The sequence below is a fragment of the Shouchella oshimensis genome (genome assembly GCF_004375095.1).
Classification (GTDB): Bacteria; Bacillota; Bacilli; order Bacillales; family Bacillaceae_D; genus Shouchella; species Shouchella oshimensis.
Genome location: NZ_SNUX01000003.1, coordinates 600,978 through 623,731, shown reverse-complemented (window position 1 = coordinate 623,731; position 22,754 = coordinate 600,978). Strand labels below are relative to the sequence as shown.

25 protein-coding genes are annotated in these 22,754 nt (G+C 39.2%); 11 read left to right on the top strand and 14 right to left on the bottom strand.

What is annotated here, in order from left to right:
• Nucleotides 1-124: 124 nt before the first annotated feature.
• A complete protein-coding gene (locus tag E2L03_RS14115; protein WP_038479168.1) occupies nt 125-616 on the bottom strand; it encodes a PTS sugar transporter subunit IIA in 492 nt (163 codons plus the stop codon).
• 198 nt (nt 617-814) lie between these two features.
• On the opposite strand from E2L03_RS14115, the gene E2L03_RS14110 reads away from it, so the two are divergent.
• From E2L03_RS14110 to E2L03_RS14095, 4 genes are read left to right on the top strand one after another with little or no spacing between them, the layout of a single operon-like run.
• Complete coding sequence (locus E2L03_RS14110) at nt 815-1,594, top strand: carotenoid biosynthesis protein (protein ID WP_166740316.1); 780 nt, start codon at nt 815-817, stop codon at nt 1,592-1,594.
• Nucleotides 1,591-2,259, top strand: coding sequence for a lysophospholipid acyltransferase family protein (locus E2L03_RS14105; RefSeq protein ID WP_038479166.1), 669 nt, complete (start codon nt 1,591-1,593; stop codon nt 2,257-2,259). Before E2L03_RS14110 ends, E2L03_RS14105 begins: the two co-directional genes overlap by 4 nt.
• A 27-nt stretch (nt 2,260-2,286) precedes the next feature.
• Nucleotides 2,287-3,402: a glycosyltransferase family 2 protein gene (locus E2L03_RS14100; RefSeq protein WP_134259435.1), complete on the top strand. Its 1,116-nt coding sequence runs from the start codon at nt 2,287-2,289 to the stop codon at nt 3,400-3,402.
• Nucleotides 3,399-4,874, top strand: a complete 1,476-nt coding sequence (locus tag E2L03_RS14095) for a phytoene desaturase family protein (RefSeq protein WP_134259434.1) — start codon at nt 3,399-3,401, stop codon at nt 4,872-4,874. Before E2L03_RS14100 ends, E2L03_RS14095 begins: the two co-directional genes overlap by 4 nt.
• 122 nt (nt 4,875-4,996) lie before the next feature.
• Here the strand turns inward: E2L03_RS14095 and E2L03_RS14090 are convergent, their stop codons facing one another.
• From E2L03_RS14090 to E2L03_RS14070, 5 genes are all read right to left on the bottom strand, one after another.
• Nucleotides 4,997-5,635 carry a sugar O-acetyltransferase gene (locus E2L03_RS14090; RefSeq protein WP_038479159.1) on the bottom strand — a complete coding sequence of 213 codons (639 nt, stop codon included), beginning with the start codon at nt 5,633-5,635 and terminating at the stop codon, nt 4,997-4,999.
• Between the two features lie 192 nt (nt 5,636-5,827).
• A complete protein-coding gene (locus E2L03_RS14085; protein WP_038479156.1) occupies nt 5,828-6,664 on the bottom strand; it encodes a phytoene/squalene synthase family protein in 837 nt (278 codons plus the stop codon).
• Between the two features lie 17 nt (nt 6,665-6,681).
• Entirely contained in the window at nt 6,682-8,133 is a 1,452-nt protein-coding gene (locus E2L03_RS14080) for a phytoene desaturase family protein (RefSeq protein ID WP_038479153.1), read from the bottom strand.
• Complete coding sequence (locus E2L03_RS14075; RefSeq protein ID WP_134259432.1) at nt 8,130-9,623, bottom strand: phytoene desaturase family protein; 1,494 nt, start codon at nt 9,621-9,623, stop codon at nt 8,130-8,132. Before E2L03_RS14075 ends, E2L03_RS14080 begins: the two co-directional genes overlap by 4 nt.
• 70 nt (nt 9,624-9,693) lie before the next feature.
• The gene (locus E2L03_RS14070; RefSeq protein ID WP_038479147.1) at nt 9,694-9,993 is read right to left on the bottom strand and encodes an MGMT family protein; all 300 of its coding nucleotides are present in this window, start codon (nt 9,991-9,993) and stop codon (nt 9,694-9,696) included.
• A 64-nt stretch (nt 9,994-10,057) separates the two neighbouring features.
• Between E2L03_RS14070 and E2L03_RS14065 the strand changes: the two genes are divergently transcribed.
• Nucleotides 10,058-10,693: a TVP38/TMEM64 family protein gene (locus tag E2L03_RS14065; protein WP_038479144.1), complete on the top strand. Its 636-nt coding sequence runs from the start codon at nt 10,058-10,060 to the stop codon at nt 10,691-10,693.
• A 38-nt stretch (nt 10,694-10,731) separates the two neighbouring features.
• Here the strand turns inward: E2L03_RS14065 and asnB are convergent, their stop codons facing one another.
• Together asnB and E2L03_RS14055 are read right to left on the bottom strand one after the other, a co-directional pair.
• Nucleotides 10,732-12,582 carry an asparagine synthase (glutamine-hydrolyzing) gene (asnB, locus tag E2L03_RS14060; RefSeq protein WP_038479141.1) on the bottom strand — a complete coding sequence of 617 codons (1,851 nt, stop codon included), beginning with the start codon at nt 12,580-12,582 and terminating at the stop codon, nt 10,732-10,734.
• Nucleotides 12,583-12,742: 160 nt separating this feature from the next.
• A complete protein-coding gene (locus E2L03_RS14055) occupies nt 12,743-13,495 on the bottom strand; it encodes an SDR family NAD(P)-dependent oxidoreductase (protein WP_134259430.1) in 753 nt (250 codons plus the stop codon).
• 114 nt (nt 13,496-13,609) lie between these two features.
• On the opposite strand from E2L03_RS14055, the gene E2L03_RS14050 reads away from it, so the two are divergent.
• A complete protein-coding gene (locus E2L03_RS14050; protein ID WP_038479137.1) occupies nt 13,610-14,422 on the top strand; it encodes an ion transporter in 813 nt (270 codons plus the stop codon).
• 46 nt (nt 14,423-14,468) lie between these two features.
• Here E2L03_RS14050 and E2L03_RS14045 read toward each other — a convergent pair whose 3' ends face one another.
• On the bottom strand, nt 14,469-15,839 hold the full coding sequence (locus E2L03_RS14045; RefSeq protein ID WP_038479134.1) for an aspartate kinase: 1,371 nt from the start codon (nt 15,837-15,839) through the stop codon (nt 14,469-14,471).
• Nucleotides 15,840-16,007: 168 nt separating this feature from the next.
• Nucleotides 16,008-16,304: a hypothetical protein gene (locus tag E2L03_RS14040; protein ID WP_051667476.1), complete on the bottom strand. Its 297-nt coding sequence runs from the start codon at nt 16,302-16,304 to the stop codon at nt 16,008-16,010.
• Between the two features lie 179 nt (nt 16,305-16,483).
• Between E2L03_RS14040 and E2L03_RS14035 the strand changes: the two genes are divergently transcribed.
• The 3 genes from E2L03_RS14035 to E2L03_RS14025 all read left to right on the top strand — a co-directional run bounded on the left by E2L03_RS14035 (nt 16,484) and on the right by E2L03_RS14025 (nt 19,472).
• A complete protein-coding gene (locus E2L03_RS14035) occupies nt 16,484-16,786 on the top strand; it encodes a MerR family transcriptional regulator (protein ID WP_035394121.1) in 303 nt (100 codons plus the stop codon).
• A gap of 114 nt (nt 16,787-16,900) precedes the next feature.
• The gene (locus E2L03_RS14030; RefSeq protein ID WP_038479128.1) at nt 16,901-17,719 is read left to right on the top strand and encodes a divergent polysaccharide deacetylase family protein; all 819 of its coding nucleotides are present in this window, start codon (nt 16,901-16,903) and stop codon (nt 17,717-17,719) included.
• A complete protein-coding gene (locus E2L03_RS14025; protein WP_134259428.1) occupies nt 17,703-19,472 on the top strand; it encodes a S8 family peptidase in 1,770 nt (589 codons plus the stop codon). Before E2L03_RS14030 ends, E2L03_RS14025 begins: the two co-directional genes overlap by 17 nt.
• Nucleotides 19,473-19,598: 126 nt before the next feature.
• On the opposite strand, the gene E2L03_RS14020 is transcribed toward E2L03_RS14025, so the two are convergent.
• A complete protein-coding gene (locus E2L03_RS14020; RefSeq protein ID WP_134259426.1) occupies nt 19,599-19,832 on the bottom strand; it encodes a hypothetical protein in 234 nt (77 codons plus the stop codon).
• Between the two features lie 145 nt (nt 19,833-19,977).
• Between E2L03_RS14020 and cbpB the strand changes: the two genes are divergently transcribed.
• A complete protein-coding gene (cbpB, locus tag E2L03_RS14015) occupies nt 19,978-20,415 on the top strand; it encodes a cyclic-di-AMP-binding protein CbpB (RefSeq protein ID WP_035394123.1) in 438 nt (145 codons plus the stop codon).
• On the opposite strand, the gene E2L03_RS14010 is transcribed toward cbpB, so the two are convergent.
• Together E2L03_RS14010 and E2L03_RS14005 are read right to left on the bottom strand one after the other, a co-directional pair.
• Nucleotides 20,412-20,828 carry an SRPBCC family protein gene (locus E2L03_RS14010; RefSeq protein ID WP_038479122.1) on the bottom strand — a complete coding sequence of 139 codons (417 nt, stop codon included), beginning with the start codon at nt 20,826-20,828 and terminating at the stop codon, nt 20,412-20,414. The genes cbpB and E2L03_RS14010 overlap by 4 nt on opposite strands.
• Nucleotides 20,829-20,844: 16 nt before the next feature.
• Entirely contained in the window at nt 20,845-21,285 is a 441-nt protein-coding gene (locus E2L03_RS14005) for a DUF327 family protein (RefSeq protein WP_166740315.1), read from the bottom strand.
• A gap of 120 nt (nt 21,286-21,405) precedes the next feature.
• On the opposite strand from E2L03_RS14005, the gene E2L03_RS14000 reads away from it, so the two are divergent.
• Nucleotides 21,406-21,603 (top strand): hypothetical protein, encoded by a 198-nt coding sequence (locus E2L03_RS14000; RefSeq protein ID WP_038479116.1) that lies wholly within the window; start codon nt 21,406-21,408, stop codon nt 21,601-21,603.
• Between the two features lie 31 nt (nt 21,604-21,634).
• Here E2L03_RS14000 and E2L03_RS13995 read toward each other — a convergent pair whose 3' ends face one another.
• Nucleotides 21,635-22,753, bottom strand: a complete 1,119-nt coding sequence (locus E2L03_RS13995; protein ID WP_038479113.1) for a M20/M25/M40 family metallo-hydrolase — start codon at nt 22,751-22,753, stop codon at nt 21,635-21,637.
• Between the last annotated feature and the right edge of the window lies 1 nt (nt 22,754).

Below are 22,754 nucleotides of genomic sequence, written 5' to 3'. Positions count from 1 at the left end.
AGAAAAAGTTTAGTGAACAACTTTTTTTGCTTTAACACGATAGAAAAACAATCCGTTGGACAGGTGAAGAATCCACTCCACTTGAAAAAAACTGTAAGAGACGGCAACACCATCTCTTACAGTTTTACTTCTTTGTTAGTTTTAAAAATGGGCTTTCATTTGCCACAACAGTGCCTTCTGCAATTTTTTCAATCGTAAACTGATCATGGTTTGTTACAACAATTGGTGTAATGGTGTTTGAAGCTTTTTCTTTAACAAGTTCAAGATCAAATTCAATTAGCATGTCGCCAGCTTTTACTTTGTCACCTTCTTGAACATGAGCTGTAAAACCCTCTCCATTCATTGCGACTGTTTCAAGACCGATATGGACGAGTAGTTCTGCTCCATTCTCTGTTTCGATTCCAAATGCGTGCTTTGTAGGAAAGACTTGTACCACTTTACCCCCTATTGGCGCGACGACTTTGCCTTCTGTCGGCTGTATCGCTAAACCATCACCAATCATTTTTTCACCAAAAGTTGGATCTGGGACCTCCTCTATCGCAACAGCAGTTCCATTCATTGGTGCTACTAGTGTTTCCGGCTCAACCTGTTTCTTTCCAAAAAGTTTCTTTAACATTCATTCCACTCCCTTTATCAATGGGGCCTTCACCCTCATAAAATCGTATTTTACGTTGATTTAAGCAGTTATGTCAATCTATACTATTCCCGGTTTTTGCTACATTAAACAACCGGTTCAAGAAGGCGACATTGCTTAACGTTTGTAATTCTAGTGGTACGGGAATACACTAAGGTAAACCAATTATATCGTTGGAGGTTGATTTTTATTGTAGATCGTATTCTGTTTCGTTTTTTTATTCTTTGGTATAGTTGTGGTGTTCTTTTAGTTGGATTTAATTTGTTGCCTTCATGGCTAGAATGGGCAAATGCTGTCTTTTTGATTGCAGCTGGCGTTTTGGGTGGTTTTTATTTCTACCATGAGTATAAGATTTTCGGACTTTTGTTTAGCTTTTTTGTATTCTTTTCTACCATTCTAGTTGAATATTTAGGTGTCCAATACGGGCTTTTCTTTGGTCATTATTTTTATAACCCAGATTTCGGTCTATACATAGCAGACATACCATTAACTATAGGCACCGCCTGGCTAATGGTCATTGCAACCACACACGCATTAGTAAAGCCAATGGCTCTTGTAGTGAAGCAGCCTTTTTTCCAATGGATAATCTACGCCATTGTTGGCGCACTCGCCGCGGTGATCATGGACTTAATACTTGATCCTGTTGCCGCGAACGTTAAGCAGTATTGGGTGTGGCACGGAGATGGTTTGTACTACGGTATTCCTTTCTCAAATTTCGTCGGATGGTTTTTTATTGCCCTCACATTACATGCATTGCTATGGCTTGGTGTACGGTATTTAAAACGCACCAAGAGCTATCATCCTTATTGGCACTCTCGGATGGTGCTGCTCTACATCTTAATGATCGCTATGTTTAGCATCATTGCCTTTATCAACAACATCTTTTTTGCACCTCTCCTTACGATCGTGTTAATGAGTGCGTTAGTATGGGTGTATAAACGCACTAGGAGGAGTCAATGATTAGAGCAAAGCGAAACACAGTTGCCCTTACCCTTTTTCGTTTTTATGTACGCGTGTTTTTAGCAAAACGGTCTTTTGCAAACATCTATGTTCGAGTGGATCAGGAGATCTCTCCCAATCAGCCTAGTTTAATTATTGCTAATCACTCTAGTTGGTGGGACGGAATGCTTGCACTTCTTCTTACAAAGAAACAGATCACGCAACCCCTTTTTATGATGATGTCAGAAAAAGGTCTAAAGGCATACTCATTTTTCCGTTACTTTGGAGCTTTTTCAATCAACCCTTCAAAACCTAAAGAAATGATGACTTCACTACACTATGCAAAGGAGCAATTACAGAATTGTCATGCCGTTTGGCTCTTTCCTCAAGGAGAAGAGCAAGCATTAGAAAAACGGCCGCTAGACTTTTTAAATGGCATTGGCTGGCTTGGCGAACATGCACCTTCACAAACAGCCATAATACCTGTCACCCTATCGTATTTTTTTGCAAACAAGCGTAAACCTAATGTGTTCATTCATATCGGCTCTAGTCAGCCAGTAACAAGCTTTCAAGGCTCAAAACAGGAGAAAACGATACAAGTGGAAAAACTACTTACTTCTCAACTCGACAAACAGCGGGAGGCAATTATTCAAAACGATTACTCCCGTTATACAGTACTTCATTAAATTTGTTTAAACAAAGAGGCGACAAATATGATCAATATTCTTAACGTTGGCTTAGGTTTCATCCTTGTTTGGGTGCTTGTTAACTCTTTTTTTATGCCTCGATTACGACAGAGACCTGTGGAGGAGAACGCACAAGAACAAGACCTTGTCTCCATTCTTATCCCGATGCGGAATGAAGAAAAGAATGTGGCACCGCTTATCCATAGCCTATCTCAGCTGACTTACCAACACGTGGAGTTTCTCTTCCTAAATGACCAATCTACGGATGACACACGCTTGCGTTTAGAGGAAAAGATTCATCTCTTACCGAATGCTTCCATAATAGAAGGCAAAGAACTACCTGCTAAGTGGGTTGGAAAAGTACATGCTTGCCACCAATTGAGTTGTCATGCAAACGGGCATTATTTTTTCTTTTTAGATGCAGATATTATGATTCAACCACATACAATTGAAGCTTTACTTCAGCAAGCTCGTCCAAAACAGCTTGGCCTTGTTTCAGGATTCCCTAAATTCCCTGTTAAAGGAACGGCTTGGTTATGTCAGCTTCTTGTACCAATGCAGCATGTCATTATTTATTTGCATCTCCCTCTTTTTTTAGCAAATTATACTCGTATGCCTATGGCGTCGGCTGCACATGGATCTTTCTTGTTTTTTTCACGTGCTTGTTATGAAGCGATAGGTGGACACAAAGAAATTTATCATTCTTTGATAGAAGATATTCAGCTCATGCGCAACTGTAAGGAAGCAGGTTTCCCTACGCGGCTCGTCAACAATACAGGAGTGGCATCATGTGTAATGTATGAAACGAATAGCGAGGTGTGGGAAGGGTTTTCGAAGAATAGCTTCCCTGGTATTGGTCGTTCTTACATCTTGGGTTATTGTTTACTACTATTTTATCTCATTGCTTTTGTCACACCGTTCTTTTTAGCACTATACGGTCTGTTAACCTTGCAATTCCAGTTTATTTTTCCGTACGTGCTTACGGTCTTAATAATGATTTGGATAAACGCTCAAGCCAAACAACGACTCGTCATAAGCTTGCTCGTACCATTCTCTGCTTTAAGTCTTATGAGTCTATTGTTTTATTCAATGATACGTTCAAAACGAGCTGGCTATACATGGAAAGGGAGAGTGTATAAATGAAGTCAATTGCTATTATCGGCTCTGGATTAGGGGGGCTTGCTGCTGCTGTTCTACTTGCCTCCTCTGGTTATAAAGTGGATGTGTTTGAAAAACACTCTTACCCTGGAGGAAAGATGAAACGATATCACGTTGGAGGCGCTCGGTTTGATTTCGGACCAAACACGCTAACAATGCCAGATGTGTTCAAAGAAATCTTTACCGTAAGCGGAGCAAATCCAGACGATTATGTTCAATTTAAGAAATTAGAAAGCCATACGATGAATTATTTTGCTGATGGTTCCACTTTCCTCTCTTCAAGTGATCGCGAAAGTATGGTTGCACAGCTTGCTACATTTGGCATTCGTGCGAACCACTATGATACCTACGTGAAGAGTATCACGAAGTTATATACACATGCTGTGAATGAATTTTTTCCGCGAACGTTCTCTAGCCTGCAGGAGTACGCTTCACTTCGACTGCTTCGCTCAATCTCAGCTGTAAAGCCACTAACAACGATGCACGACTTTCATCAATCCTTTTTTACAGATAAACGGATCGTCCAAATGCTTGATCGCTATGCTACATACATTGGTTCTTCGCCGTATTTAACGCCGGCTACATTCGCGATGATTGGGTATTTGGAATATGTGGACGGTGTGTACTACGTTCCAGGCGGCAATCCGACAATAGCCGAAGCATTTCACAAACGAGCGCAGGAATTAGGCGTAACTTTTCATTTTAACGAAGAAGTAACACAGCTACATGTTAATGAAAAGCAAACGATCACGTCTTTATCGACTAAAAGCTACGAGAAGCTACACTATGATAGCTATTTGTTAAATGGTGATTACTTAACGGTTTATCCTAGGCTTGTCGCCAAAGCTTATCGCCCTTCGTTTACAGAGGACCGACACGTAAAAGAACCTACTAGTTCTGCATTTGTCATTTTAGCTGCTACGAACCGGAAAACCGCCGCAAATCATTACCATCAAGTTTACTTTAGCAATGATTACGAAAAGGAATTCGAAGATCTCTTTTCCAACAAGTCATATCCAAAGGACCCAACCGTATACATAAGTAACTCTTCTACAGTAGATACGACTGCAGTCGCCAATACTGGAGGGGATAATCTATTTATTCTTGTCAACGCCCCGTCGTTAACAAACGAGAACCGATACGTTGATAAAGAAGACTTAAAAAATTGGGTGTATAAGCAGTTAGAGAAAAAAGGTGTTTTTATTAAAGAGTTTGTTATTGACGACCTTGTTATTACACCTCTACAACTTTCCGAAGAATTCCACTCTTATTTTGGTGGACTGTACGGTTACACCTCTCATTCTCTTTCGCAAGCGTTTAACCGTCCTGCTACGAAAGGAAAAGATATAAAAAATTTATACTTTGCTGGTGGTTCTACTCACCCAGGCGGAGGGTCACCAATGGTCGTACAAAGTGGACGAAATGCAGCTAACCTCATGAAAAAAAACCTAAAATAACGATTTAGGCTCATGTAGCCGGCCAACGTATTAAGACAGTTGGCTGGCTCTTTCATTGCGTCGTTACACAACCTTTTCATGTACTACGCCTTATAGAAACATCGATCAAACCGAACCAGGTCTTATTTCAGCACCTGACAGCCACCAAGAATTTCAGGCTTATACATCATACTATCTGCATCCGTTATCGTACGAATCACTTTGCATGGAACACCAGCAGCAAGTGAGTGAGCAGGAATATCCCTCGTCACGACACTACCAGCTCCAATCACAGAACCTTCTCCAATAGTGACGCCACCGCAGACAGTCACATTTGCCCCTAACCAAACATCATTCTCAATCGAAACAGGCTTTGCATAGCACAAAGCTTTTGACTCTCCATTAGCGTGAATCATTTGCCTACGCTCTGAAGCAATTAGTGGATGAATAGGCGTAACAATTGTTACGTTTGGTCCAAAACTGACGTAATCACCAATTGTTACAAGCGCATCATCTTGTATCGTCAAATTATAGTTACCAAAAAAATGCTTCCCAATAGTGGTGTGGATACCATAATGAAAAAATACAGGACCTAAAATGAAGCTATTCTCTCCTATACTCCCTACTAGTTCATTTAAAATCTTATTTCGTTCTTCTCGATTTTCTTCTGGCAATTGAGTATACCTATTACTGAGCTTGTGAGAACGTAATTTAATTGCTTGTAACTCTTCGTTTGCTGGAGAAAATAATTGACCCTTTAATATTCGTTCTTCTTCTTTCATCTACATCCACTTTCCTTCCTCATTATTCAAACTTTTAAAACTTCTTTTCACAAACTGGAACTAACCTTTTACAGAACAAATGTTTCGAAACATAAAGTCCCTCCAAAGTGGTTGCGTGTTGTGTTAACAAAGTGCCCACTTTGAAGGGAGAATACCGCGGTTTGTCTTTCCTCTATAGTCTTACAGAATCACTTACGCTTTTAGCTCATTTAAAATCATTTCTTTTTCACCTTTTGTGACAAATGATTTTTGAGAGAACACATTGTACTGATTTAACCGTACCGCTTTTAAAATTGCACGATACATCATCCCTGCTCCCTGAACAGGAAGTCTTGCGTCAACTGGATAGAGATGCATATCGATAAATGCCTCTTGATAAAAATTTTCTGCCCGCGCAGCAATGTGCTCCCACATGTTAATAAACGCTGTTCCTTGCTCTCCAATCAGTAGATCTTTTTCTGCTACACCGTATGCATCCATTACAGCTTTCGGTAAATATACACGATCCCGGTTTAAATCTTCGCCAATATCTCGAAGTATATTCGTAAGCTGCATCGCTTTCCCTAACGCAATCGCACTATTATGCAATTGCTGATGGTTGCTAGGAGCTAGAACAGGTAAAAGCATCAACCCAACTGTACTCGCAACGTGATACGAATATTGTTCTACTTCCTCTAACGTTTCGTACCGTTTTACATATAAATCCATTCGCTGTCCCTTGATCATATCAAAGAAAGGGGTTGCATCCATGTCAAACCGTTGAAAAACGTCGTCTAATGCAATCCATTTAGGGTCTGTTAAAGGTAGTTCCTTTCGTATAAACCGGTTGAATTGATCTTCGAATTGCTCCAGCTCACTTGAAGGGGATTGCCCTTCATCAACTATATCATCAACTGTCCGACAGAAAGCGTAAATCGCCCACACAGCTTGCCTTTTTTTCTGAGGTAACGTACTAAAGGCTTTAGCAAATGTTTTAGAATGCTGTTTAATAATGGTATGGCATATTTCATAAGCATCCTTTGTATTCATAGCATCTCCTCCATGTTTCATCTACTCGTCATAGCCTTTATTGGCGTTTGAAGAAGTTCATTCGCTAACAATTTTGCGCCTTGCATAACAATGGGTATGCCACCCCCTGGATGGGTAGAAGCACCAACAGCGTAGATGTTTTTTGCTTTAAATGGTTGGTATTGCGGCCTAAATACAGCTGATTGTGTAACAGTTGGTGCAAGTCCAAAGCTTCCTCCTTCAAATAGACCAGCTTTTTTTGCATCATGAGGAGTACGAATATCAAGCCATTCCATTTGGCTTCTCAGCTCTGGAAACGCACGCTGCTCTAGTTCATTTAGCACAATGTCTACCAATTCGTTGCACTGGTCATCTGTCATTTTTGCTGGTACAGGTACTAACGCATAAAGGACGCCTTTTCCTGCTGGAGCTAATGATTCATCGAGAACCGATGGGTGAAAAGCATAAATCGACGGTAGTGTCGACAATTCCCGTGAATAAAAAACATCGTTCATATGCTGATCAAAATCGTCAGACATTAAAAATTGATGCATAGGGTTTTCTTTATATATTTTCTTTAAGCCGACATAGAGAAGCAAACAACCTGAAGAGGGAACATACTTCTTCTTAACCGGTTTTCGTTCAACGAGAGCTTCTGCTATAGGGAAATCCATGTTCATAATAAAACGATCACCTTGATAAACCGTCTCGTCAACTTTAACTCCTTTAACAACACTACCTTCGTAAAGCACTTCATTTACCTCGGCATTTAATACGAATTCAACTCCTCGGTTGTTAAGCTCTTCCACTATTTCCTCTATTAAAGAAGCATAACCACCTCGTAAATACCAAATCCCGTGGGCGTGCTCACTATAAGATACAAGTGAATATAGGGCAGACGAATTAGTAGGGTTCCCACCTATATAAAGAGATTGAAGCTTGTATGCATTTTGTAGCCGTTTATGTGTAAAAAACTGACGAATCATTTTGTCTACAGATTGATAGGCTTTTAACTCATATAGCGTTTTTAAGTTCGTCACCGTGTAGAAATCTTTTTTTCGATTAAAGCTCTTATCTAAGAATGCAGCTTTTCCTTTTGTAAAGTGATGTTCCATCGACTTCATAAACTGAGGAAATTGCCCCTCTTCACCAGGAAATACTTGTTTTATTTCTTCTTCTTGCTTTTTAAGGTCACGGTATTTCCAGAAATCTGTCCCGTCAGGAAAACTCATCTTATAAAGGGGGTCGATGTCAATAAAATCTAGCCCTTGGGTATCCATACCTGCCTCTTCTAAAATAGACGTAATCATCTCCGGTAAAAGAACAATGGTTGGACCTTGATCTACTTTAAATGATCCATGAGTATGAAACGTTAATCGCCCCCCAATATAATCATTCTTCTCAAGAACAATCACGTCATCTCCATCCTGACTTAAATATAAAGCCGATACTAAACCACCTATTCCACTGCCAACAACGATTGATTTCATTGTATAAGAATTCCTTTCTTATCCTTTTTGAAAATACCATCTGCTGTAATGGTTGCTGACGCTAAAATCGTAGGTAGTCCACTTCCTGGGTGAGTGCCACCGCCTGTTAACCAACAATTCTCTATTTCTTCAAATTGATTGTGTGGTCTAAAATACATCATTTGCCCTAAGTTATGAGAAAGGTTAAACGTTGCGCCTTTGTACACATTAAAACGTTGCTCCCAATCATTCGGTGTTAGTATTGAGTAGGACGAAATATGACGTCTTAAATCTTTGAAACCAGATTTTTTCTCAATTTGATCAAACACCAGCTCCGCAAACGTATCCTTTTTCTCTTCCCAATCAAGCTTACTAAAGTTATTTGGAACTGGCGCTAACAAGTAAAGGGGTGATTTCCCTTCCGGTGCAAGTGTTGGATCTGTCACAATCGGGTTATGGATATAAATAGATGGATCAGCTGATAATGTTTTTGACCCCGTTATTTCTTCAACATTTTTCCGATAGTCACTCGCAAACAAAACCGTATGATGATGCTCCTGATACACTTTTTCCACATTGGCATAAATCATAAACGTAGAGCAAGAGTAGTTTTTCTTTTCAAGCTTTTTTCGCGTATATTTTTTTAAATGCTTTTCTTCCACCAGCTCACTCATAGCGTAAGCAAAATCAGCGTTAATCACAAGTTCATCTGTCTGTTCCTTCTCACCATCTTCATAGATTATGCCGTGAATGCGCCCCTCTTTGACGATAATAGTTTTGACTGGGCGATTTAATTCAATTGTCCCACCTAGTTCCGTAAAAGCTCTTGCGAGAGCTTTTGTAATTTGGTTGACTCCACCTATTGGATGGTAAATTCCATACTCATGTTCCATAAACGACAATATACTAAATGCTCCAGGGCATTCCCATGGAGACATCCCTAAATACTTGGACTGAAACGTAAACGATAGCTTTAAGCGTTCATCTGTAAAATACTTACTTAATTCATCGTAAAGCGTTTTTCCTAACGACAAGCTAGGCAAAGCTTTTAATGCTCGTAATCTTGTATAGTCAAAGAGAGAATTGTGCTTATTTTGTAAGAGTGGCATGAGTGCATTCATTTTCTTTCGCGTTTCTTTCATAAAGCGACTATACCCAGCTCCATTTGATGGAAACAACTGTTCAATGTCACGATACGTTTGTTCCTCGTCCCGATGCGGAACAAACGCTACATCATCAAATTGTAACTTGTATAAAGGATCTACTTCTTTGAGCGTTAAATAATCAGATAGTTTTCGACCTACTTGTGCAAACAAGTCTTCTAAAAGGTGCGGCATACTAAAAAATGTTGGCCCACGATCAAACGTAAAGCCATTCTGCTCAAAGCTTGATGTACGTCCCCCAACATATGCTTCTTTTTCGACAACTTTTACTTCATACCCTTTACCTGCTAGTAATAATGCTGTTGCTAAACCACCAGGTCCAGCACCTATGATTGTAATTTTTTTCATTCATCCACCCTAATTCAATTTACGTTTTCTTGTTCTACATACCCAAATTTATAAATTTCAAAACACCTAGTTATTTCCAACTATGTGATACCATCACAACTCTACCGTCTTTATAAAAACGGACTCCTTCTCTTTCTAAAAGCTCTCTTTGGGTAAAAGAGCCTTGAAATAAAATACCTTCGTTTACACTGCCATCTTTTTTCACAACACGGTGTGCCGGTACTCCTTTTGGTGCCTTTTGCATCGCCCAACCAACAACCCGGGCGCTTCGGGGAGCATCAATTAATCGGGCAATTTGACCGTATGAAGCAACTTCTCCAGCGGGAATCTGTTTAACAGTTTCATAGATAGTGTCAAAAATTAAACGCATCTCTATCTCCTTTTATAGCTTATCTTTTGTTACACTAGGAACGAATCAATCTATGAGGTGAAGCATGAAAAAGAAAATCATCGTATCCATCTTCTTAGTGGGATTAGGTACACTTGTTTTTATGTATCAAAATCACTTTCTCAGTGCCATTGAGACGCTAGGTGATCAATCCATTATTTTAACTACATTAATTGCCACTTTACTCTCTTTATTTCCTGTTATTCCGTACCCACTCATTGGTGGACTAATTGGAGCTGCATACGGACCATATCTTGGTAGTCTGGTTACTTGGTTAGGCTCTTCCATTGCCTCTATACTCTTTTTTACCTTTATTCGGTACGGTTATCAAGACATAGGGCTTAAGATGATGCATCGTTACCAACTTACATCGAAAATAACTAGTTTATTTGAGAAAAACGCGTTTATGACTATATTTATTACGAGATTAATTCCCATAATTCCTTCCATTCTTGTTAATACCTATTCTGCTCTAAGCAGAGTTCCACCAATGCATTATATTGTGGCTTCTTCGTTAGGTAAGGTTCCTTCGATGATTTTATTTGCCACAGTTGGGTACACACTATTTAATGATCCTCAACAATTAGTGATTGTCATTTTTTATTACTTAGCCTTTCTTTTATTCGTCTATGGCGGTTATCGACTCTGGCTACGGGCAAATCGATTGAAAAAAGAACTATAACAAGACCAGGGGTTTTTAAACACTCCTGGTCCTCTCTATTACGCATCCTCAATTTTAATTTGGTAGTGTTTAAGCCAGAAATCCATTTGGATGAAATGTGCTAATAACTGTGGACCTGCCATCAATTGACCGAAATATGGCTTTCCTGTATCAAAACCACCCGAATCGGCAATATTTTTTAATTCCTTACGTTCAATAAAATCAAATAAAGGCGAGTCAGATTGAGCTGCAATCGCTTGAATTTCCTTCGTTACAGCATTTGTATAATCTGGATGATGTGTTTTAGGATACGGGCTTTTCTTACGGTAAAGCACGTCATCAGGCAACAATCCTTCTAATGCTTTTCGTAAAATGCCTTTTTCCCTACCTCCATGTATTTTCATCTCCCATGGAATATTCCAGACATATTCAATTAAGCGGTGATCAGAAAAGGGAACTCGCACTTCTAACGATGCCCCCATACTCATACGATCTTTTCGATCGAGTAAGTTTGTCATAAACCAAATCATATTTAAATACGAAATTTCACGTCTTCTTGCTTCTTCCTTTGTATCGTTTGAAAACCTCGGCGTCTCGTTAATCGTCTCTTTATACCGTTCATAGACGTAGTTCTTTAAATCAAGCTTCTTCTTCCAATCATCTTTTAACAACAAATTACGCTCGTCTATGGATCTCATCCACGGGAACCCATCTATATTCATTACCTCTGGTTTATGAAACCATGGATACCCACCAAAAATCTCATCGGCGCATTCACCTGATAAGCCTACCGTTACATCTTTTTTAATTTCTTTACAAAACCATAGCAAAGAAGAATCAACATCTGCCATTCCTGGGGTATCGCGAACGAGTACGGCTTCTTTTAATAACTCAGCAAGCTGGATGTTCTGAATGACACAGTTTCGATGATTCGTTTGGCAGTGACTCGATACTTTCTTAATCCATTCTCCATCTGCGTTAGGCTGAAAGGCACTTGCTTTAAAATATTTATCGTTTTCTTCATAATCAACAGAATAGGAGGCAATCGCCCCTTTTCCTTCCTGTTTATAATGATTTGCAGCAATCGCTGTTAACGCACTCGAATCAATCCCACCTGACAGAAACATCCCAACCGGAACATCAGCAAAAAGCTGTCTAGAAACACTATCTTCCAACAGCTGTCGGATATGTGCGGCGGTTTCTTTGACATTATGGGTATGTTGTTCACTTTTGAGTTGCCAATAACGACGCAAGCGTAGCTCATCTTTTGTATAAACTAAAAAATGAGCTGGTTTTAACTCATGAACATGTTTAAAAATACCATTTCCTGGCGATCGCGATGGCGCTAACCCCATTATATCTGCCAAGCCCGTACGATCTACAATCGGCTTAATGTCTCGATGAGCCAATATACTTTTTAATTCTGAGCCAAACACTAAAAAACCGTCTTTTACCGTATAAAATAGCGGCTTAACACCCACTCGATCTCGTGCCATAAATAAGGTTTGTGTATCATGTTCCCAAATGGCAAAGGCAAAAATACCGTTAAATTTTTGTAAGCATGCTTCTTTCCATTGTATATATGATTTCAATAACACTTCTGTATCTGAATGCCCTAAAAACGTATGATTGTATTGTTGTAACTCTGTTCGGATATCTTCTGTATTGTACAGTTCGCCGTTATAGACAATCGTATACGTTTTCCCTGCAACTGTCCGCGTCATTGGCTGTATGCCACCTGCAGGATCAACAACAATTAAGCGCGCATGACCAAATGCTACTTGTTTTTCCGTCCATGACTCTAATGCATCAGGCCCTCTTCGGTTTAACGTCGCTGCCATTTGCTCTATTTCTTTTTTCTCGCGTCTTAAATCTCGCCGCCAATCAATCCACCCTGTAATCCCGCACATCTGAATACCAGCTCCTTCTGGAATGTAACGGCCCTATACAACCTTACATTTCCTCACTCCTAACCTATGCTATTCATTGAAAAAGCCAAAAGTGCCTCTTTTTGAAGGAACTGGACGTTTTAAAAGATGTTCTCATTTTTCTTACTTAAACAGTAATTTATTATTTTTTATAAAAAAAACGTTTGCCTAATTTTTCTACTATAGCCGGTGCGAGTTGATACACTTTCGCTATTACTGTCATATACTTTGGCAAATCGATTTCCCTTTCTTTTGTATTCAGCGTTTTCACGATTCGTTTTGCTACTTCCTCTGGTTGCAATAAATGAGCGCTCATCTTTTCACCATACGTACCGCTTTTATCAGCACTTTGCAAAAAAGGTGTTTGAATAGGTCCTGGGTTTATAACAGATAGATCAATTCCATACGACTTTAATTCAAGTCTTAGCCCATTGGAGTAGCCAATTAACGCATGTTTTGTCGCTGCATATACACTCGCTTTCGCAGTTGCCACTTTCCCTGCTTGAGAAGCAACTTGAACGATGTGACCGTTCCCATTTGCGATCATTAAAGGAATGACTCGATTCGTAAACTGTATTAGACCAACGATATTGACTTGGAAAACCCGCTGTACGTCTTCTTCGGCAATCTTCCACGATTCAGCAAACTGTCCAATACCAGCATTATTTATGACGGTATCTGGAATGAGATTTGCCTCTTCAAGTTGAGTAACAGCATGATGAATAGACGAAATGTCGCTTAAATCAAGTTTGCATTCAAACACGTTCGGTTCCGTTTCTGTTAAGTTCTGATAACGACTTGCCAATTTAACAACCTGAACATGATTTTTCTTTAATTCATTGACCACTGCTTCACCTAATCCACTTGAAGCACCTGTAATCCATATTGTTTTCATTTGCTACCACAATTCCTTTTCTTCTTTTGTCGCTTTAGCTTACAATGGATTCTTCTTTTCCTTCAACTTTTTTCTTGCTATGATAGTTGAAGGAAATGGAGAGGGGCATTTCGTTTGAGAAAGAGATTACATACCATCGTAAACCATAAAGCATTTCAAGCAACTGTTATTATTTTAATTATTGCAAATGCCATATTAGTTGGAATCGAAACATACGACTCCATCTACGAAAACTATTCATTCTTTTTTTATCTTGCCGATCGTTTTTTATTGTGGCTCTTTACAATTGAAATTGTGCTGCGTTTTTTTTCAACTTCTGTCCGTTCGTTCTTTAAGAATGGATGGAATTGGTTTGACACCATCATTATTTTAGCTGGACATTTGTTTACTGGTGGCCATTTCGTTACCGTTCTTCGAGTCCTTCGAGTGTTACGGGTGTTACGCGCCATCTCCGTCATTCCTTCTCTTCGTCGATTAGTGGATGCTCTTGTTATGACCATTCCGTCACTTGGAAATATCCTGTTTTTAATGGGGATCTTTCTATACATCTTTGCGGTCATCGGAACGATGTTGTTCAGTGGAATTGCACCTGAATACTTCGGAAATTTACAAAGGACCATTCTCACCTTGTTCCAAATCGTCACGTTGGATTCTTGGTCAAGTGGTATTATGCGTCCCTTAATGGCGTACAATCAATGGATTTGGATTTATTTTGTTTCCTTTGTACTTGTAGGTACGTTTATTATTTTCAACCTTTTTATTGGCGTTATCGTTAATAATGTTGAAAAGGCGAATGACTCAGAGGAAGATGAGGGTAAAGAAACGAATCAAGCACCAGCTACAGTAGAAGACATGAAACGATTAGAACAACAACTTGAAATCATTCAGACAGAACTCAAAAAGCTTCATCAACCTTCGAAAGAATAACACAAAAGCGCTCTAAACGAATGTCTCCGTTTAGAGCGCTTTTCTATTAGGCAAGAACGCGTGTGCTAAAAAATTCTTGATACAGCTCTTGAACAGCCGTTTTCGCATCTTCTTGATGAATGCCAAATACTAGACTTGTTTCTGAAGAACCTTGGTTGATCATTTCTATGTTCACATTTCTTCTCGATAATGCGCCTGATGCTCTTGAAATAACACCAATTGAATTGTGCATGCCCTCTCCAACAAGCATCACCATTGCAAAGCCGCGTTCGATATGGACATCATCCACCTGTAATTCTATTTTAATACGGTCAATTATTTGTTTTTCCACATCTTCTGTCAGTTGACTTTCACGAATAATAACACTCGTATCATCAATGCCAGTCGGAATATGTTCAAACGAAATCGAGCTATCCTCTAAAATTTCTAATAATCGTCTTCCAAATCCTACTTCGCGGTTCATTAAATACTTACGCACATAAATGGTCGCAAACCCTTCATCTGCAGCAATACCGATAACAGGGTTATCAAACACTTCTCGTTCTGCCACAATCAATGTGCCTTCACTTTTAGGATTGTTTGTATTCTTAACACAAACAGGAATGCCATTCCTAAACGCTGGAATAAGAGCCTCGTCATGAAAGACACTAAAACCAGCATAAGACAGTTCACGCATTTCTCGGTAGGTCATCTTCTTAATCTCAAACGGATCTTCCACAATCGTTGGATTAGCTGCGTATACAGAATCAACATCTGTAAAATTTTCATAAAGATCAGCATTCACAGCAGCCGCTAAGATAGCACCGGTAATATCGGAACCGCCTCGTGGAAAGGTCACGAGTGTACCATTCTCAGAAAAGCCAAAAAATCCAGGAAAAACAATAATACCTTCTTGCTCTTTTAACTGATGTAAGCGTTCATAGGCAATGGGTAGTACTTGAGCATTCCCTGGCTCATCACTGACAAGTAATCCAGCATCTTTTGGATTTACATAAGACGCATTCATGCCAATGGAATGAAAATAAGCAGCAATTAATTTTGCGTTATTGTCTTCCCCACTTGCTTTTAGTGAGTCTACTAATTGATGAGAATTTTTATATGGTGCTTGGATACGATTGACTAAATCAGTGCGAATCTCAATTGTGGTGGCTTCATCAAGACCTAAATCAGAAACCATCTGCGCATAGCGATCAACAACTTTTTCGAGCCATTGTTCCTGTTTAGCTTCATTTCCATCCATGCAATATTGCGCCAATTCAATCAATAAATCTGTTGTTTTTACATCTTCTTTATTACGTTTTCCTGGTGCAGAAACAACAACAATCTTTCTGTCTTCATCCGCTTGAATAATCGCGGCCACTTTTCGAATTTGTTCAGCGTTGGCAACTGAAGAGCCACCAAATTTTGCTACTTTCACGTTACGTTCCTCACTCTCCACTTTTCTCTCTGTTTTAATTACTCATATTATCATAATCCTTTTTGTTAAGCCACAGCTAACCAAATGAAAAAGCGACCTTCTTCTCCTATTTGAAGAGAAAAGTCGCTTTAACCGTTGTGTTTATGTACTGTTTTGACACACACAATACTAGCTCATAAACCAAGCGAACCATAATGGACCGCGTGACGTTTGGAATGCAACAGCAGTGCATGAAGATTCAGGTAAAAATTCGCCACTTTCTTCAACTTCTCCGTACGTTGCTTCACTTATATCATTTGTAAAACCAGCCTCATTATAACATTCTGGCGCGCTGTATAAATTCAGCGTATAGTCCACGATGACACGTTCAGACTCATCCGCTCCGTATTCAACTTGAATAACAAAACCAAGAATAATAATTAAGATGCTTGCTATGACGCCAATGAACCATCTATGTTTCCTCACCATACTTCCCCCTATATCTGTATATAGTTAAGTCTACACACTTTCCCTGAAATCAGCAATTATTAATTCATCGATGGACTATGTAAGAAAATCTTACAATTTTATTCACACCATTCCCTTAGCTATGATATATTATTACACAACAATCGTGGGTAAACTCAACTGTGAGGTGGAGAGGGTTGTCATACAAAGATAAAAAGGTCATTACCATAGGGATGGTTAGTGAACTAACTGGTTTAACAGAGAGAAAAATTCGTTATTATGAGGAAAGAAAACTGCTTTTCCCGGAACGATCCAAAGGTGGCACACGAAAATATTCTTTTTTAGACGTTGAACGATTAGTTGATATTGCAAACAAAATGGAAGATGGTATGCAAACATTCGAGATCCGACGTATGGAACAAAAAGCAATCCGCAAACAAGAAGTTAGAGAAAAGATGCTACGAGGACAGCTTAACGCTGCCTTTAATATTCGAAAATAACAAAAACAACTACGGGTTTTTAACCCTAGTTGTTTTTTTTGTGAATTTCCTATTACTTCCTAACATGAAAGCACCTGCTTTTGCGCCAAACTATTAGCAAAAAGGAGTAGTGAAATGGTCAAATCTTTTTTTTCAACTTGTTTCATGCTTACTATGGCGTTTCTTATCAGCGCAACTCCTGTATTAGCGTCTGACAAGCAAGTCGCCATCATCATTGATGATTTCGGAGGAGAAGTAAAAGGAGTAGAACATTTTTTAACTGGTGAGATCCCTATTACTGCCGCTATTATGCCTTTTTTAGATCAGGCTCAAAAACAAGATAAAGTAGCATTTGAACATGGGTTAGAAGTTATCATTCATTTACCTCTAGAGCCAAAAGTAGGTAAAAAATCGTGGTTAGGACCAAATGCCATCACGTCTGATTTAAGTGATGACGACATTAACCATCGATTGAAACAAGCATTGGAACGTGTTCCTCATGCAAAGGGAATAAATAATCACATGGGTTCAAAAGGTATGGAAGACAAAAGAATTGTGACACTAATCGTTCAGTTTGCACAACGAAATGGACTTTATTTGCTTGATAGTGGAACAACACCAAAGTCACTGATGCCAGAAATTGCAGCTCAACATCATGTGCCTTGCTTTAAACGCACCCTTTTCATTGATGACTCTATGTCCTCTTACTTTTATGTAAAAAAACAGCTTCTCACCTTTATTAAGACCGCAGATCGTCATGAATACCCCATTGCAATTGGACATGTTGGGGTTAAAGGGAATGAAACATATAGAGCACTAGAGGAGTCTAAGAACCTATTTACAGCAGCAAACATTGCCCTTGTTTATCCATCTCAATGGATAACACCGCAAGTCGAAAAAGAATTTAAGCAACTACACGAAAAGAAGGAGAATCATTATGTTACGACGTTCTGAAAAATGGGCCATTGCGCTAGTAAGTGCGCTTATTATTAGCATGTTAATCATTAAACCAGCACCAAACATGCACCGAGCATCCATCCATCAACAATCCACTGACCGTTCAAATGCTTCTGTTTCACAAGAAGCAATTGACCACCTACAAGCAGAAGATCTTGCCCTTACCACCAATATGATGTTTCACTCGTTTACAACAAGCTTAGAAGAATGGACAACGAGAGAACAGCTTGACAGAAAGTTAGAAGAAGAAGTTGAACAGCATCCTTTTATTGAAGGAATTGCACTTGTTGATGGGACGAGTCAAGTTATTGAAAAAGCAGGCTCTCCTTTACATCTTGACGAGCTACCTGTTTTTACTACCACCTATAATGCCATTCAGTATTCTCTGCCCTATCAAAAAGAAGATCAATCCTACATTATGGTAAAGAAGGCATTAACATCTGGCAACACCGTTATTAGCGAAATCAACCTTGCATTTATTCAATCTTTTTTATCAAAGCATGCTATGATCGCTGATAGTGAAGGAACACTCTTTATGTCTGGTGAAAACGCTCAAGTCGATTTCAATCAACAAACAAGCTTACCAGACGGCCAACAAGCAACAACCGTTCCAGGCTTAAATTGGAATATTTACGTTAATTCACACACCAAGAGTCAAGATAACCCTATTGTCGCTGAAGAAGTCATTGTCAAACTAGCACCTCATACAAATGTTGAACAATGGGCCAGTAAAAACGATCATACTGTTCTAAAAGAAAACCATCCTTACGTTGTATTACAATCAACCATTGAAGAAGATGCCTATATTCAAAAGCTAAGGAACGACGAAGCCGTGATCTTTGCTGAGCACAATTTTTCTTTTGTAAATAAAGCCGTTATTCAAGAAACGAAAGTAGAACCAAATGATGAATTTTTTAAACCCTATCAGTGGAATTTAGAACAAATTGACATTGAAGAGGGTTGGAATTATGCCAATGGTTCTGATACGACAATTGCAATAATCGATTCAGGTGTCGATCCAGAGCACCCAGACCTTCAAGGAAAATTAGTGGAGGGCTACAATGCAATTGATGATACATCCAACGCTATTGATGATAATGGACATGGCACGCATGTTGCTGGTATCGCTGCTGCATTAACAAACAATGTTGAAGGAATTGCCGGTGTCTCTTGGCAGAGTAAAATTATGCCTATTAAAGTATTGAATACGGATGGAGAAGGTTCTTCTTTTTCTGTCGCTAGAGGTATCTATTGGGCGGTCGATCATGGAGCTGATGTGATTAATATGAGTTTAGGTGATTATTATCACTCTGATGTCTTGTATGATGCCATTGAATATGCCTATGATCAAGGCGTTACACTGATTAGCGCTTCCGGTAATGAAAATACAGATGATCAAATGTACCCTGCTGCCTATCCACAGGTCATCACGGTTGCTTCTGTTAATCAAGATAAAAACCGCTCTTTTTTCTCGAATTACGGGGATTATGTAGATGTTTCGGCACCTGGTGAGCATATTCCAAGTACGTATCTTGAAAACCAATATATTTTACTGTCTGGTACTTCTATGGCCGCTCCACATGTTGCTGGTCTAGCGGCACTCGTGCATTCCACTAATCCCTCATTAACAAATGAGGAAATTGGGAACCTTATTTTAGGTCATGCCAATCAGTTAGGAGACGGAGATTTTAATGTTTATTATGGTTATGGAGAAATTGATGTTAACGATACACTCACATCGATTGACTAAAAGTCGCCTCTAAAGGATAAGTAAAAAGCGCTATTCATGAAGCCTCGTACCGTTTCACGGCATCGTAACGTCTTCATTGAATGCGCTTTTTCTTTTCCACTCTATTTACGTTAAACGAATTTCTTTTCATCTTTTCTGAAAAGGAACCACTTTCGCTGATGATCGCTGATAAATTTCGCACAAGTACCCTTGTCTTTTTCTTTTTAGAAATGTTTCCCGCCGAATAGGTCTTGGGGCAGACCATTCAATAGAATGAAGATTACTCCACTTGTCATGGGTAATGTATTCCATTTTAAAATAATAAACCGATCCAGACGTGTATTGCTCACAAATATACTTTACTGTTTGTTTTGAGTGCATATCGCAAGGTCGCGCTCCTTTTTCTTTTTATTGTACCCAAGGATTTTTACACTCATTCAGAGGATACTAATCTTGACGGACTCGAAAAGAGCGTTTACGATTATAAGGAGCACATGAAAATCTAACACAAAGAAGTGATACATGTATGCAAACATTACGAGATCGTTTATTAACAGACAATGAAATTGCTCCATTAATTATATCTGCCGACAAGGTAGCACATGTCCAATTAAACAACCCTTTGCAACACGCATTACTTGTTCTGATCAAATCTGGCTACACAGCGATTCCCGTTTTAGATTCTTCTTTTCACTTAAGAGGCATGATTAGCAAATCATTAATATTGGATTCTTTATTAGGCGAACATGACTTTGAACTTGATCGGTTATCAACGTTAACCGTTGGCGATTGTATGAATCAAGATGTTCCGTGCATCCGTCCTGAAGCAACATTCTCTAAAGCGCTCTCGCTATCGATTAATCATCCTTTTTTATGCGTAGTCGATGATCAAAAAGCATTTACAGGAATATTAACAAGACGTTCCATTTTAAAATTAATTAGCAAATACATGCACCAACATTAAGACTTAAATAAGTTCGTTAGTTGCTTCTCTCGGCTTTTAAACATCCATTTTAGCCCTTTTACCGCTAAACTAGCTGGTACTACCGACGAAAACCAAATGTGATCCATCATAATTGTTCCGTCTTTTCCTTTACTAAATTGATGAGTATGCTCCCAATACGAAAAAGGAAACGGCGGATTTTCCATTTTATCTTTAAACTCATGTGGCGCATCCTCTGAAAGAATAGTCGTTTTAAACTGAATACGTCCTCCTGTGTAAGGAACTCGAACCAGAATGGAACCTCCTTCTTGTGATACATGTACAGGCGGGAAAGTTTGTATACGCGCTAAATTGTCTGGCTCCGAAAAAAACGCCCATGCCTCTTCTAAGGAAACAGGAAGGTAGGTTTTATACGTGAAAAGATAACGCTCCATTTCATCCTCCTCATCGTTATACATAAATTTCGAGCAAGATGCCCTCTAACTTTCCTACCCTTTTTAATAAATCCATACTCGTTTTTTGCTCATCAAATAATTCTTTTGTCAAAAGATCCATTTCTTGATTTACCACGTGTACGAGTTGATGCTGTTTAAACTGACCAAATTGATGACTTGTTCTTACCGACACATGGTAACTATCATTTAATACATGCTTTAAACAGTCTTCTAATGATCGTCGAAAAGATGCCAAAGCTCCATAAGAACGCTGATTAACTAAATCCATTCCTTGTGTCTTTAAATGGTCAATTTTTTCAAATAAGTTACTAAGACTTTGTTGCTTTAATTGTTCTTGGAAGCGTTCCTTCTGACTCACTGATCCGTTGCTTTTTGTTTGTCCATGCCTAGCAGGTAAAGAGCTTGTACTTTTATTAATATGCTTAAGTTCGAACATGAATTTCTCCCCAATCGTTCTCAAATCTATCCTTTTGGGACAATCTATATACTTTTCTTTAAAAGAATGGTAAAATGGAGTATTCATTCGCAAGACCTCCTACCAACTGGAGGTGTCAGAATGCTTTTTTACACACACTTAACATCTAAATACTATTATGAAGAAAACATGAGCAAAATCAATCACTATTTACACGATTATCGGGTAAAGCATGATTGTGCACCTACGATAAACGATTTGTCTCTCGCAACTGGAATACCGGAAGAAGAGATATTAGAGTGCATGGAGTTTGCGAATGAAGCCCATTACTTGATTTAAGCCGTCCACATATGTGAACGGCTTGTTTTCATTAGTGTTTTGCGGTTGTTTTCACAATCTCTATAATAACTTGAGCGATTTTCGCTAGGGAATGAACAGCAATTCGTTCGTTTGTCGTGTGGATTTTTTCGTAACCAACGGATAAATTAATGGTCGGAATTCCGAAACCAGAAATAACATTTGCATCACTTCCGCCTCCACTGGCCCGCATGGACGGTGTTAAGCCAAGGGCTTGAATCGCTTCATGTGCAATACGAACAACTTCAGCATCCTTTGTCTCTTTATACCCTGGGTAGGAATAATTAATGTGAACCTCACATGATGTGCCCATTTCTTTTGCGGCATTTTCAAATGCGTGCTTCATTGCCTCCACTTGCTTTTCAAGTTTGGCTTTCTCTAACGAACGGGCTTCAGCAGTAATTTCAACATAGTCACACACAATATTCGTTTGCGAACCACCTTCAAATCGACCAATGTTTGCAGTTGTTTCATTATCAATTCGACCAAGTGGCATCTGCGCGACAGCTTTTGATGCTACTGAAATGGCTGAAATGCCTTTTTCCGGCTCAACACCTGCGTGGGCCGTCTTTCCAAACACTTTCGTTACAAGTTTCGCTTGAGAAGGCGCTGCCGTTATCATGCCACCCACTTCCCCATCGCTATCTAGTGCATAACCATAAACCGCACGCACCAAATTCTGGTCAAGCGCTTTTGCCCCAACCAAACCTGATTCTTCCCCCACAGTAATAATAAATTGGATGTCACCATGCTCAACTTCATGCTCTTTTAAGACTCGAATGGCTTCTAGCATTGCGGCAATACCAGCCTTATCGTCTGCACCAAGAATGGTTGTTCCATCTGTTCGTATGTATCCGTCTTCAACGATTGGTTGAATGTTCTTCCCCGGAACCACCGTATCCATATGCGATGTGAAATAAATGGTTTTAATCGCTTTCGTGCTTGTCCCAGGTAATGTACAAACTAAATTGTTTGCACCATGACCCGTTTTTTCTTGTGCTTGATCTTCTTCCACCTTCAAACCTAATTCGGAAAATTTCTTTTTTAATAAAACTGCTATTTCTGCTTCATGTTTCGTTTCAGAACTAACCTTAACCAATTCAATAAATTCATTGACGATTCTCTCTGTCATT